Raw genomic sequence first — 13,813 nt, 5'->3', positions numbered from 1 at the left:
CCCTGAGCGGAACTTCGCCTTAAGCTGCGCGGGCCACGACGGCCGTTACTGTGGACGGAGAGATACCCATGCGAATTCTATTGGTTGAAGACAACCGCGATATCCTGGCCAACCTGGCCGATTACCTGGGGCTCAAAGGCTATACCGTCGATTGCGCTCAGGATGGTCTGTCGGGCCTGCACCTGGCGGCCACCGAGCACTACGATTTGATCGTGCTCGATATCATGTTGCCCGGCATCGATGGCTACACCCTGTGCAAGCGCCTGCGCGAGGATGCTCGCCGCGAAACGCCGGTGATCATGCTCACGGCTCGCGATCAACTGGATGACCGTCTGCAGGGCTTCAAGTCCGGCGCCGATGACTATCTGATTAAACCGTTCGCCCTGTCGGAGCTGGCGGCGCGTATCGAAGCGGTCATGCGCCGAACCCAGGGCGGCGGGCGGCGGACCTTGCAGGTCGGCGACCTGAGCTACGACCTCGACACCCTGGAAGTCACTCGCGAAGGCCGGTTGCTGAAACTCAACCCGGTCGGCCTGAAGTTGCTGGCCGTGTTGATGCAGAAAAGCCCTCATGTGTTGCGCCGTGAAATTCTTGAAGAGGCGCTCTGGGGCGACGACTGCCCGGACAGCGACAGCCTGCGCAGTCATGTCCACCAGTTGCGCCAGGTGATCGACAAACCGTTCGCCAAACCATTACTGCAAACCGTGCACGGTGTGGGGTATCGCCTGGCCGAGGGCCGTGATGGAGTTTAAGCAGAGCCTTGCTCAACGCATCATCATTGCCTTTGCGCTGATGAGCGCACTGGTGGCGGGTGCCTTTGCCATGGGCATCGTGGCGACCGTGCACCTGGTGGAGGAAAAACTGATTTCGGCCGGTCTGGGCGGCGATTTGCAGCGCCTGTTGCTGATGGACAATGTCACGGACTGGAGCCACCGCCCCGAACCGGACCAATTGTTCTACTTCAGCAACGGGCCAGGCGATTTCAATTTGCCCAAGGATTTGCGGCATCTGGAGCCGGGTTTCCACGAAGTGTTCCGCGAAAACCTGTCGTACCACGCCATGGTCGAAATCGTCGACGGCCGACGTTACGTACTTTTGCAGGACCAGAGCGATTTTGAAGAGCGCGAGCGGGTGCTGTTTGCCGTGGTGCTGGTGGGTTTCGTACTGAGCCTGGCACTGGCTGTATTTCTCGGCTGGGTGCTGGCACGCAAGGTCATGGCGCCGGTGGTACGGCTGGCCCGCCAGGTACGCCATCGCGATCAACTGCTGGGTTTGGCTCCTCCCTTGGCTCCGGATTATGCCGCCGACGAAGTGGGCGAACTGGCCGTGGCCTTCGACGCCACCCTCGGGCGCTTGCGTCAGGCCCTGACCCGCGAGCGTTTGTTCACCAGCGACGTCAGCCACGAATTGCGTACGCCCCTGATGATCCTGGCCAGTTCCTGCGAGTTGTTGCTGGAAAACCCAGGTCTCGATCAGCGCGGTCGCGCCCAGGTCGAGCGCATTGCCCGGGCATGTGAAGAAATGCGTGAGCTGGTGCAAACCTTCCTGATGCTGGCCCGCGCCAAGCGCGAAGATAACAGCATGTCGCCGCAGCAGCCCCTGGGCCAGGTAGCCGAGGGCCTGGTCGGTCTGTGGCGCGGGCCCATTGAAAGCAAAGGGTTGAAACTGATCTTCGAACCGGGCAACCCTGAGGCCAAGGGCTACAATGCGACGCTCCTGCACGCGGTGATGGGTAACTTGCTGCGCAACGCCTTGCACTACACAGAACGGGGCTTCATCCGCCTGAGCCTGACGGGCACGGGATTTCTGGTCGAAGACAGCGGTGTGGGCATTCCCGAAGAAAAACGCGAGGCGATGTTCGAACCCTTCGTTCGGGGCACTGAAAAACGCGGGGAAGGCTTGGGCCTGGGGCTTTCACTGGTGCAGCGGATTTGTGAAAACCAGGGCTGGAGCGTCAGCCTGACTACGATGGAGCCCAGTGGCTGCCGTTTTCAGGTGGAGCTGTCCCGAACTTGAGCTGTTAAGTCAGGCGTCCAGCAAACCCTGTCAACTCCGTAAAACCCTGTAATATTTCAGGTTTTCCCATAACGATATTTTCACAAATGGATGACCAGACGCCGACACTACAAAATCTAAGGTAGCTGCTATCAGAAGTTCAGGAGACCTGATGATGGACGGCCCGATCAAGCTCGATTTTTCCGAAAAGTACGACGATCAACACGCGCAACGCTATTTGCGCAAACACCAGGAAGGTCTCGGCCGTCGATTGTCCCACTGGCGTGACGAACAACTGGCGCGCAAGGCACTGGCCCTGGTTGGCGAGCCTGGTCTGGTCCTCGATTTGCCTTGTGGTGCCGGGCGTTTCTGGCCCTTGTTGGCGGAAAAATCCAACCGAGTGATCATCGGTGCCGATAACTCGCCGTCCATGCTGAAGGTCGCAACCCAGGCACAACCTGCCGATGTGGTGAAGCGGGTACAACCCTTGCACACATCTGTATTCGACATCGCCTTGCCGGACAACGCCGTCGACAGCATTTTTTGCATGCGTTTGCTCCACCACATCGGTGAAGCCAAGCATCGCATGGCTATTTTGCGTGAGTTCGAGCGGGTTTCCCGCGACAGCGTGATCCTTTCGCTGTGGGTCGATGGCAACTTCAAGGCCTGGAAACGCAAGCGTTCGGAGAAAACCCGTGGGCAGGAAGGTTACCAAAACCGGTTTGTGTTACCGGCCGCTACCGTAGAGAAGGAATTTGAGCAGGCGGGTTTCCGAATCCAGGAACAACTGGACTTTTTGCCGCTCTATGCCATGTGGCGAGTTTACGTATTACGCAAGAGGTAACAGGATGGCAGTGCAGTGTGCAGCAGAAACGGAAGTCGTTCCCCAGGACCGCTTCGATTACTTTTGGAATCAGCGCGGTGAATGGGTAGAAGAACCCAACGTCCGTCGCGGCGGGGAAAGCGGCGTTCAACGCCTGATGGGCAGTGATGGTCAACTGCTCTACGTCAAGCGCCAGACCGGGCATATTCATCGTAGCTTGCAGCACCCTTTCGGGCGGCCGACGGTCATGCGCGAGCATGCTGCGCTCACCGGTGTGACCGCACTTGGCGTACGGGTTCCGGAAATCGTTTTTTGTGGTGCACAGCGCGATCCAGTGCACAAGTGGCGTGCCTTGCTGGTCACCAAGTCGCTGGACGGCTTCGAGGAAATCGATCGCTGGTACGCCGGTGGCGGTCGCGAGCGTCATGGTGAAGCCATAAACGAACGAGTGCTCAAGGACCTGGCTGAAAACCTGGCTCGCATGCACAAGGGCCGCTGGCAGCACGGATGTATTTACGACAAGCACGTATTCGTTCGCGTGACCGGTGAGGGCGAGACGGCCAAGGTCGAAGTGGCCCTGATCGATCTGGAGAAATGCCGACAGCGTTTGACGGCCCATCGCGCAGCTGTCCATGACATTAAGCAATTGCGTCGCCACTCGTCGTTCAGCGACGCAGACTGGGAAAAACTCATCTACTTTTATGAGACGGCGTTTGGCAGCGCTATCAAGGGTTTATAGCGATGAAACTCGAAATTGCACGAGGTTTGTTTCTGGTAGGAGCCTTGGCAGTTGCATCGATCGCGATGGCAACCTGGGAGCAACCACGCCCCCAGGTTCTCAGCTCGATAAACGCAGAAGAACATTGTCCGTTGCCACGGATTGCCAAGGCATCCGTGGCCACTCGACCCGATCATGACTTGTTGCTGTTCATGTTCGGACTTTCTCAGGGATTGAGGCCGCAGAGTTGAACCGATTGAAGCCAAAATGAAAGGCCTCGCTGATGCGAGGCCTTTTTTATTGCCCTGACTTCGGGCTTCAACACTGACCTGTGTGGGAGCGGGCTTGCTCGCGAAGGCGATCTGTCAGTCGACATTGAGGTTGACTGGAATGACGCCTTCGCGAGCAAGCCCGCTCCCACAGGTTTTTCTGCATCAGGGTTTATCCGGCTTGGCCAGCAAGGTGTAGACGCAGGGCAATACAAACAAGGTGAACAGGGTGCCGATCGACATGCCGGTCGCGATGACCGTGCCGATGTCGAACCGGCTGACCGCGCCAGCACCGCTGGCGATGATCAATGGCACCATGCCGAACACCATTGCCGCCGTGGTCATCAAGACCGGACGCAGCCGGATGGCCGCCGCTTCCTCCACCGCTTCCCGTGCGCTCAGGCCCTTGTCCTTGCGTAACTGGTTGGCGAACTCGACGATCAGAATGCCGTGTTTACTGATCAGCCCGATCAAGGTCACCAGCCCGACCTGGGTATAGATGTTCATGCTCGACCAGCCCAGGAACAGCGGAATCAATGCACCGCAGATAGACAAGGGCACGGTGACCAGGATCACCAGCGGGTCGCGGAAGCTTTCGAACTGGGCCGCCAGCACCAGGAAAATGATCGCCAGCGCCAGGGCAAAGGTGACCCACAGGGCACTGCCTTCCTGAACGTACTGCCTCGATGCGCCGGCGTAGTCGAAGGCAAAACCGGCGGGTGCCTCCTCCCGGGCGATCTGGCGCACGAGGTCGATGGCTTCCCCCATGCTCACCAGCGGCACGCCGGACAGGATGGCCGAGTTGAGTTGCTGGAACTGGTTCAGCTGTCTCGGTCGGGCACGGTCGGTGACGGTGATCAGGGTCGACAACGCCAACAGTTCACCCTTGGTGTTCTTCACGTAGTAATTGTTCAGCCAGTCCGGATTGTCACGGAACGGCCGCTCGACCTGGGCAATGACCTTGTAGCTGCGACCTTCAATGGTGAATCGGTTGATCTCGCCTTCACCCAGCAGGGTCGCCAGGGTCCCCCCCAGGTCCTGCATGGAAACCCCCATCTGCGCAGCCTTGGCACGGTCGATATCCACCACCACTTCCGGCTTGTCGAAGGCCAGGTCAACGTGGACAAACGCAAACTTGCCGGATTCCTTCGCACGTATTTTTATCCGGTCGACCACTTGCAGCAGCAGTTCGTAATCATTGGCGGAGTTGATGACGAACTGGAATGGCACGCCTTCGCCGGTGCCCGGCAGTGATGGCAGGTTGAATCCGAAAATCTGCAACCCCGGGATCTTTCCCAGTTTGGCCTGCACTTCGGGCAGGATCGCCATTTGCGTGCGACTGCGCTCGTCCCATGGCTTGAGCAGGAAACCGCCGATGCCCGATTGCACACCGTTGAAACCGTTGATCTGGAATGACGAGTAGTACTCGGGAAACGCCTTGAAGATCGAGACGAACTCGTCGGTGTAGGTGTTCAGGTAGTCGAGGTTGGTCGGCTGCGGGGCGTTGGCTATCATGAAAATGATGCCCTGGTCCTCATCCGGTGCCAGTTCCGACTTGGTGAAATTGAGAAGGACCGGAATCAGGCACAACACGATCACGGCGAACACCAGCACCACCGGCCGGGTGTTGAGGGTGCCGTGGAGCAGGCTTTGGTAGCGGCGCTTGAGGCGTTCGAAAGTCATGTCCAGGCGATGGGCCAGGCCGCTGGGGTTCTCGTCGTGACGCAGCAGAAACGCACACATCATCGGCGACAGGGTCAGGGCGACGATACCGGAAATCACCACCGCGCCAGCCAGGGTCAGGGCGAACTCCTTGAACAGCGCCCCGGTCAGGCCGGTCAGGAAACCGATCGGTGCATACACCGCCGCCAGGGTGATGGTCATCGAAACCACCGGCATGGCGATTTCCCGGGCGCCTTCAATGCTGGCCTCGAGCGGTGTCTTGCCTTCCTCTATGTGACGGTGAATGTTTTCCACCACCACGATGGCATCGTCCACCACCAGACCGATGGCCAATACCATCGCCAGCAGGGTGAGCAGGTTGATCGAGTACCCCATCATCTGCATGAAGAACATGACGCCGATCATCGACAGCGGGATGGTCACCACCGGGATCACCACCGAACGCAGGGCACCGAGGAACAGGAACACCACCACGATCACGATCAGCACCGCTTCGAACAGGGTCTTCACCACTTCGTCGATCGAGGCCTGGATGAACAGGGTGGCGTCGTAGGCGATTTCACCCTTGAGGTTCGGCGGTAGCTGGGCCTCCAGGTCCGGCATGATCTTGCGCACTTCCTTGATCACTTCCAGCGGGTTGGCGCCGGGCGTCGCCTTGATGCCGATGTACACCGACGGGGTGCCACCGAACGAGCTGATGGAGTCGTAGTTCTCCGCGCCCATTTCCACGCGTGCCACATCCCGCAGCAGCACACGGCTGTCGCCATCGACCTTGAGCGGAATCGTCCCGAAGGCTTCGGCGGACTTGAGTTCGGTATTGGCGTTGATGCTGGTGACCACGTATTCGCCCTTCACCTCGCCGGCGGCAGAGAGGAAGTTGTACTGACGCACCGCGTTGGTCACATCGCTGGCACTGAGGCCGAATCCCGCCAGCTTCATCGGGTCCAGCCACAGGCGCATGGCAAATACCTGGTTACCGAGGATCTCGGCTTCGGCCATGCCGGGCAAGGTCGCCAGCTTGGGCTGGATCACCCGTGACAGGTAATCGGTAATCTGCGGGTTGCTCAACTCCTTGCTGAAGTAGCTGATGTACATCAGCACTGACGCATCGGCCGACTCTTTGCTCAGTACCGGGTCTTCAGCGTCCTGGGGCAGCTGGTTCTTGACCTCGTTGGCCTTGGCCAGCAGTTCGGTAAACAGACGGTCGCTGTCGGAGCCGACGCGCGCGTAGATCGAGATCACCGAGAAGTTCTGGCGACTGACCGAGGTCATGTAGTCGATGCCCTCGGCGCTGGCCAGGCTTTGCTGCATCGGTTGGGTGATGTAGCCCTGGATGGTTTCGGCGTTGGCCCCGGGGTAGGCGGTGGTTACCGTGATCAGGGCGTTTTCCATTTGCGGGTACTGGCGTAGCGGCAGCTTGCTCCAGGCCTGGAAGCCCAGCAGTACAATCAACAGACTGACCACGGTAGCGAGAACCGGACGGCGGATGAACGGGTCGGTAAAAGCCATGGGAATTCCTTGATCAGTCCGCGCGTGGCTGGCTGTTCTGCCCGGCCAGGGTCTTGTCGTCGCTGATGGCAATGCGTGAGCCGTTATCCAGTTTGAGCTGGCCGGCGGTTACCACTTTCTCGCCGCTCTGCACGCCTTTGGTGATCATCACTTGCCCATCGCGGCGTTCGCCGGTCTCGACAAACCGCCGTTCGGCGATCAGCACCGGTTGGCCCTTGTCGTCCTTTACCAGGCTGCCATCCTCGGCTTTCTTTGGTACGGCCACATACACCGAGTTGCCGTAGAGCGTGTAGGTAATCGCGCTTTCCGGCACCACGATGCGCGGTTGCGGGTCGGGCAGGAGCACCTGGAGGCTGGCGAACATGCCTGGCATCAACTTGCCATCGGGGTTGGCGAGGGTGGCGCGGACCTGCACGTTACGGGTGCTGTTCTCGACTTTAGGGTTGATTGCACTGATGGTGCCGGGGTACTCCACGGTCGGATACGCCGCGACAATGACCTGCACTGGCTGGCCGAGCGCAATCTTCGGTACCGACTGCTCGGGCACAAAAAAGTCGACATACAGGCTACTGAGGTCTTGCAGGGTGGCGATCATGGTGCCACTGGCCATGTAGTCGCCAACGTCCACCTGACGAATGCCAATGGTGCCGCTGAACGGCGCGATGATGCTTTTTTTGCCGAGCGCAGCCTTGAGTTGATTGACCGTGGCCTTGCTCTTTTTCAGCACCGCCGAAAGTCGGTCGAATTCGCCTTTGGAAATGGCCTGGCTGCCGACCAGTTGGCTACCGCGACCGTAATCAAGCTGTGCCAGCCCGAGGTCGGCCAGAGCAGTTTCCAGCAGGGCACTTTCAACGGCGCTGTCGAGGCGCAGGAGTGGTTGGCCGGCCTTGACCTTCTGCCCCGACTCGAACTGGAGATCGATGACGGTGCCATCGGTCTCCAGGCTCAGGTCCACCCCCTGCAATGCCTTGAGCGTGCCAACGGTAGGCAGGCGGGCTTGCCATGGGCGCTCGATGGCGGTGGCCACGGCAACGCTGATCGCCGGTCTAGGCGCAGAGAAGCCTTGAACCATCGTGTAGATAGAGAAAGCTTTGTACGCGGCCAGGACCAGCACAATCAGTAGAACCACACCCAACATGATCAGCATGCGGCGACGCAGCATATTCCAGTTCCTTGGAGAAAATCAGGTGAGACAGCGGGGAACATTACCGGGAGTGTAGAGGGTAATCTAACTGCCGTTTTTACAGGTTGTGAGGTATTAGAGGGGTGAAAGCCTGAAAAAATTCGCCGCCTCGGGTCGCGCCTGCGGGGTGTAGGTCATCCCGATGCAGGCGCGGCCCAAGGCGGCGATTTTTCAATGATTCAGGCCATCAGGTGCAGATGGTTGTCCCAGAGCCCTGCGGGTAGCTCCAGCGGTTTTGCAACAAGGTTTGTCTGGCGGCAGTCGTAGTAACGGCAGCGTCCCTGGCCCGAGGTCACGACAAAACCATCAGCCACGGCGCCGACGCCGGCGCAATCGGGCAGTGGCGCGTCCAGACGTACTTCACCGCTGTCCAGGTCCCAGATGAAAAAGCGGTTGCCCCGCGGTGCGGTCAACGCCACCAGGCGCAAGTCGCTGTGTACTGCGACGCTGGCGGTGTAGTGTCCCATGGCCTGCAACTGGTGCTCGGGTACCGGGAACGCGACGAAGGGCTGACCGGGGCGCTTGATCGCCAGCAACTCCGACGACTCGTGGGCCGCACCCATGAACTGCTGGCTGGCGACGATGGTGCCGTCGCTGGCGATGGCCAGATGACGCACGCTGTTCATCTGCTGGGCGAGGGTTTCCTTGCTCAGCAGGGTGCCGTCGCGGTGCATCAGGACCAGGCTCGGTTCCATGGCGTTGAGGTTCATCTCTACCCGGCTTTCGGCCTCGGTGCGAATCCCGCCGTTGGCCACCACCAGGGTTTCGCCATCGGGCATCCACGACACCTGATGCGGACCGAGGCCGTGGGTGGAAATCTCACCACTGTGCACCAGCCGTTCGCCTTCGAACTTATACACGCCGAGCAGGCCGCGGCCCGGATCGGAGGTGTCGTTTTCGGTGGCGTACAGCCAGTCGCCGCTGTGGTGAATGACCGCGTGTCCGTAGAAGTGCCGGTTCGGCTGTGACACCACGGTTTGCAGGAGCGCGCCGTCGCGCAGGTCGATCAGATAGCTCTCGGTGCCCGGACGGCGAGCGACGAACAGTGCAATCGGCTGTGTCGGGTGGTTGATGATGTCGTGGCAACGCTGGCCGACCCGGGTGGCGAACACTTGGGTGCCATCGAGCCGATAACCGACGGCGTAATGCTGGCCGTCGGTGTCGTCCCGTGCAGAAAGCAACAACGGACTCCTGTCCTTTTGCTTGAACAGCTTCCAGCCGCCCAGCGTCACTGCACCCAGCAGCAAACTACCTAATGTCAGAACCTGGCGTCGCAGCATGGAACCGGCCCTCATCAGTCACCGTCGTTGGCGTTGAAGCCCAGCTGGATGCCCAGTGCCTTGGCCAGATCGGCCTCGTGCAGGCGATGGACGACGTTGAGACTGTCATACAGCTCGTTGAGTTGCTGGCGGCCGGCCTCGTCATTGAGCATGTCGGTCAGCGAGCGCTGGTTGCCGGCGAACAGTTTCAGCGAGGCGGCATAGGCTGCATCGATCTTGTCGGCCAACGGCTTCTGCTCGCTCGGCAACAGGCCGCGCAGGCCTTTGTTATCCACACCTTCCCACACGGTCCTGGCGGCCGCGAGGCTGGCTTCGAGGCTGGTCAGGGACGCCTGGCTGCGCCATGCATCGGCCTGGAACGGTTGCGGCACGCCCTTGCTCTGGCGGCCCATCGGCGTGCCGAGTTTTTTCTTCAGGGTGTCGATGGCGGTGACTTGCACGCGCAGCAGATCGGCGATCGCCTCATGGGAGTCCGCGTAGCGCTGGTTCGGGAACTTGCTCATTTGCGCGAGCATGCCGTCGGTGTTGTTCCAGGTTTGCAGAATTTCTTCGGCCAATTGCTTCTGGCGTTCGCCGATGGCGATCAGCAGCGGGCAGTATTTGCTCTTCTGCTCAGCGTTGGCCACGTCGGGCTTGCTGTCGAACAGAATGTATTCGTAAGCCGAGAGCCCCTGTACCACGACGCTGGACTTGGCCAGGGCGGCGGCATCGATTTGCGGCTGGGCGGTGACCAGTTGCTCGACCTGACGGCCGACCAGGTTTTTCTTGTCCGGCCAGAACTGCACTTGCCACGAACGGTTGCCTTCGGCCAAAGGCCCGATCAGCAGCGGTTGCAGCTCGGCCCAGGCTTTTTGCGCATGCAGGAAGTCGGCACGGGCGGTTTCCAGGGTTTCCTTGCCTTCGCAGTAGGCGAGGGCGCTGACCGCCAATTGACGGTCGGCCTCAACCCAGCGGGTGTAGGTCGGCAGGATCACCGACTTGGCAATGGCCGCCGACGTGACCGCTTGCGGGTCCTGGGGCGAGCAGGCGCCCAGGGCGAGGGCGGCAAGGCTGGTGAACAACAGTTTGGGACGGAACATGTCGGGCTCCCGCGAGTGGAATGCGTGTTAAAGGGAATTCAGGAACGCCAGCAACGCAGCGCGTTGCTCGGCATTGAAAGACAAAACCTGTTGTTGCGCCGCAGTCGCCTCGCCGCCATGCCAGAGCACGGCTTCGAGCAGGTTCCGGGCGCGGCCGTCGTGCAGGAACTGGGTGTGGCCGCTGACCGCCTGTGTCAGGCCGATGCCCCATAACGGCGGGGTGCGCCATTCGCGGCCGCTGGCCTGGAATTCGCTACGGTTGTCGGCCAGGCCGTCGCCCATGTCATGCAGCAGCAGATCGCTGTACGGGCGAATCACTTGATTGGCCAGTTCAGGTTCGGCGGCGTTGGCGACGGTGGTGTATTTCGGTGTGTGACAGGACTGGCAACCGGCTTGATAAAACAGGGTCTTGCCGGCCAGCACTTCAGGGGCGTTGACGTCACGGCGGGCCGGTACGGCAAGGTTGCGGCTGTAGAACAGCACCAGGCGCAGGATGTTGTCGCTGACTTCCGGCTCGCCATCGGGGCCGTTGCCACTGGGTGCCTGTTTGCAGGCCGTTTGCGCGTCCGTGCAGTCATCAAGGGGCCTAAGGCTGGTTGTGAGCCCCATATCCCCCGAAAACGCGTGGACATTCTGTTGATTGAGGTTCGGTTGTCCGGCTTTCCAGCCAAATCGTCCCAGAACGGTCTTTTGCAGAGCGTCATCCCAGACCCGGTTCGGTCGCCCGCTGATGCCTTTGTTCGCCTTGGCCTGTGCCTCGGCGTTGGCCAGGATCGCCTCCTCGGGGATCGCTTCGAGCAGACCCAGGCCAATCATTGGCGGCGCCACACGGGCCGAGAAACGGGTGTCGGGGTGCATCGGGCCGTAACCCAGCTGGGTGATGTTCAGGCTCGGTTTGCGTAACTCGACTTCGGTGCCGTCCTTGAAGCGAACCGGCACGGGGGTGTAATCGACCCGCACTTTGCCTTCGGGGGCCACGCCGGGTACGGACATGTCCTGGAACTGGCCGCCGTAGACGGGCTCCGGCACCACGCCGAGCTGTTCGATGACCTTGGCATACGCCGGGGCATCGGGAATCGACAGGCGTACCAGCATCGACACCGCGTTCACATCGTCGGGCGTCGGCGGATGGCCGCGGCCGTCCTTGATGTGGCAGCCCTGGCAGGCATTGGTGTTGAACAGTGGACCGAGACCATCGCGAGCGGTCGTCGTCGACGGGGCGATCACCCAAGGGCTGCGGAAGAAGCTGTTGCCGACACTGAAATCCACACGCCGTGATGGCGGCAGGTTTGCCGAGGGCATGGAAAACGCGTTCTGATCGGTCTTGCGCACCGTCGCACTGCCGCCGGAGCGGGCTTCACCGGGTTCGGCCCGGGTGAATTTCGGGGCGTCATCGCAGGCACTCAGGCCCAGGGCCAGAAACAGTGCGGACAAGCGAAGAGGCAGCGGGGGCATCAGACATCCTGCAAGACGAGCAAAACAAGGGCGCAAAGTCTAACAGGGGATGGGAATTTGAATAAGAGGAATTATCGTTTGCTTGATGTGGGACAGGTAATTTTGCTTGCCCATAACCCTGTGGGAGCGGGCTTGCTCGCGAAGGCGGTGTGTCAGTCACCACAATTGTTGAATGTGACGCCGTCTTCGCGAGCAAGCCCGCTCCCACAAGGGCATGTGTGTAGCAGGAATGAAAAAAGCGACCCGAAGGTCGCCTTTTTCACTCAGCCAGCGTTGATCAGAATTCGTGATCAGCGTTGTCCGGGTTCAGGTCGGCGATACCCAGTTTGCCAGCGGCGGCTTCGATCGAACCGGTCTGCTTGACCAGGGACGCGATGGCGTCACGGACGATCTGGTTGCCTGCGGTGTTGCCGGCAGCGATCAACTGGTCGTAGTGCTCGCCCTTGTTGGCGTGGTCGACCATGACCTGAAGCTTGGCTTCAGTGGCGGCCAGGTCGTCCTTGAGCGCGGTGTCGGCAGCCGGGTCGGCTTTGGCCACCAGGGACGACAGGCTGGCGCCGGTCATTTTGGTGCCATCGACGCGAGTGTATTCACCCAGGTACACGTTACGAATGCCCTTGGCATCGTAGAAGTGCGAGTTGTGGGTGTTGTCGCTGAAGCAATCCTGTTCGTCTTCCGGGGAGTTGGCTTCCAGGGAAACCTTCATGCGCTCGCCCGCCAGTTCGCCCAGGGACAGGCTGCCCATGCCGAACAGCATTTTGCGCAGGCCGGTTTCAGCCGGTTCTGCTTCCAGGGTGGCGCGGTAGTTGTCGGCCACGTTCGGCTTCCAGTTACCGACCATTTCTTCCAGATCGCTGACCAGCAGCTGGGTCACGGACTTCAGGTAGGCACGACGACGATCATTGTGACCGCCGGTAGCGCCTTTGCCTTCCAGGTAGTCCGAAGCCGGACGATTGCCGGCGCCAGGGCCGGTGCCGTTCAGGTCCTGGCCCCAGAGCAGGAATTCGATGGCGTGGTAGCCGGTGGCGACGTTGGCCTCGGAACCGCCCAGTTCGTTCAGGCTGGCGAGTTTTTCCGGGGTGATGTCTTTGACATCAACCTTGTCTTCGCCGATCTGCACTTGAGTGTTGGCGATGATGTTGGCAGTGGCACCCGGGTTGCCCAGGGCGTGTTCATAGGATTTGTCGACGTAGTCGATCAGGCCTTCGTCCAGCGGCCAAGAGTTCAGCTGACCTTCCCAATCGTCAACGATGGTGTTGCCGAAACGGAACACTTCGCTCTGCAGGTAAGGCACGCGAGCGGCAACCCAGGCAGCCTTGGCGGCTTTGAGGGTGTCGGCGTTCGGCTTGGCGAGGAAGGCGTCTACGGCGGTTTGCAGGGTCTTCGCGGTGGATTCGGCATCGCTGTAAACGGCGAAAACGATGTCGGCGTAATGGGCGACAACGGCTTTGGCGGCAGCTTCGTCGACTTTACCGGCAGCGGCAGGCGCAGTGGCTGGAGCAGCCGGGGCAGTTGCAGTGCTGGCAGCTGGCGCGGCAGCTTTTTCTTGGTCTTTACCTTCGCCGCAACCGGCGAGGGAAATAGCGATGGCCAACAGACTGGCGGTAGCCAGAGGCATACGAATCATGGCGAACATCCTGCTTCGATAGGGGTGGAGTCGTGCTATGCACACGCAAAACTGCGACATAATGCAAATCTTTCGCATTATGTGTAAAGGGTTGTACCTGTAAATATTTCTTATTCACAGAGCGCGGCTCGCAACCCTGTAGGAGCGAGCTTGCTCGCGATGAACCTGAGAACCACGCGCTCATCCCGAATG

At 60.4% G+C, this 13,813-nt stretch carries 11 protein-coding genes; 5 read left to right on the top strand and 6 right to left on the bottom strand.

Annotation, left to right across the window (positions count from 1 at the left end; all coding sequences use genetic code 11):
• The first annotated feature begins 68 nt into the window (after positions 1-68).
• The 5 genes from colR (at position 69) to PspS34_RS28720 (ending at position 3,787) form a co-directional block, all read left to right on the top strand.
• Complete coding sequence (colR, locus tag PspS34_RS22560; RefSeq protein WP_007985839.1) at positions 69-752, top strand: two-component system response regulator ColR; 684 nt, start codon at positions 69-71, stop codon at positions 750-752.
• Positions 742-2,016 carry a HAMP domain-containing sensor histidine kinase gene (locus tag PspS34_RS22555; protein ID WP_057713451.1) on the top strand — a complete coding sequence of 425 codons (1,275 nt, stop codon included), beginning with the start codon at positions 742-744 and terminating at the stop codon, positions 2,014-2,016. Before colR ends, PspS34_RS22555 begins: the two co-directional genes overlap by 11 nt.
• A gap of 154 nt (positions 2,017-2,170) precedes the next feature.
• Positions 2,171-2,839: a class I SAM-dependent methyltransferase gene (locus tag PspS34_RS22550; RefSeq protein WP_057716567.1), complete on the top strand. Its 669-nt coding sequence runs from the start codon at positions 2,171-2,173 to the stop codon at positions 2,837-2,839.
• Between the two features lie 4 nt (positions 2,840-2,843).
• Positions 2,844-3,557 carry a lipopolysaccharide kinase InaA family protein gene (locus PspS34_RS22545; protein ID WP_154860458.1) on the top strand — a complete coding sequence of 238 codons (714 nt, stop codon included), beginning with the start codon at positions 2,844-2,846 and terminating at the stop codon, positions 3,555-3,557.
• Positions 3,558-3,559: 2 nt separating this feature from the next.
• Complete coding sequence (locus tag PspS34_RS28720; protein WP_079246712.1) at positions 3,560-3,787, top strand: hypothetical protein; 228 nt, start codon at positions 3,560-3,562, stop codon at positions 3,785-3,787.
• Positions 3,788-3,970: 183 nt separating this feature from the next.
• On the opposite strand, the gene PspS34_RS22535 is transcribed toward PspS34_RS28720, so the two are convergent.
• The 6 genes from PspS34_RS22535 to PspS34_RS22510 all read right to left on the bottom strand — a co-directional run bounded on the left by PspS34_RS22535 (position 3,971) and on the right by PspS34_RS22510 (position 13,621).
• Complete coding sequence (locus PspS34_RS22535) at positions 3,971-6,997, bottom strand: multidrug efflux RND transporter permease subunit (protein WP_150813349.1); 3,027 nt, start codon at positions 6,995-6,997, stop codon at positions 3,971-3,973.
• A gap of 13 nt (positions 6,998-7,010) precedes the next feature.
• Entirely contained in the window at positions 7,011-8,159 is a 1,149-nt protein-coding gene (locus PspS34_RS22530) for an efflux RND transporter periplasmic adaptor subunit (RefSeq protein ID WP_150813348.1), read from the bottom strand.
• Between the two features lie 200 nt (positions 8,160-8,359).
• Positions 8,360-9,460, bottom strand: a complete 1,101-nt coding sequence (locus PspS34_RS22525) for a DUF1513 domain-containing protein (protein ID WP_090457519.1) — start codon at positions 9,458-9,460, stop codon at positions 8,360-8,362.
• Between the two features lie 14 nt (positions 9,461-9,474).
• The gene (locus PspS34_RS22520) at positions 9,475-10,539 is read right to left on the bottom strand and encodes an imelysin family protein (RefSeq protein WP_057713455.1); all 1,065 of its coding nucleotides are present in this window, start codon (positions 10,537-10,539) and stop codon (positions 9,475-9,477) included.
• 27 nt (positions 10,540-10,566) lie between these two features.
• Entirely contained in the window at positions 10,567-11,994 is a 1,428-nt protein-coding gene (locus tag PspS34_RS22515) for a di-heme oxidoredictase family protein (protein WP_154860457.1), read from the bottom strand.
• A gap of 277 nt (positions 11,995-12,271) precedes the next feature.
• On the bottom strand, positions 12,272-13,621 hold the full coding sequence (locus PspS34_RS22510; protein ID WP_154860456.1) for an imelysin family protein: 1,350 nt from the start codon (positions 13,619-13,621) through the stop codon (positions 12,272-12,274).
• Positions 13,622-13,813: the final 192 nt, after the last annotated feature.

The organism is Pseudomonas sp. S34 (genome assembly GCF_009866745.1).
Taxonomy (GTDB): Bacteria; Pseudomonadota; Gammaproteobacteria; order Pseudomonadales; family Pseudomonadaceae; genus Aquipseudomonas; species Aquipseudomonas jessenii.
Note: the sequence above shows the minus strand (reverse complement) of the source record. Positions and strands in the feature narration are given on the sequence as shown.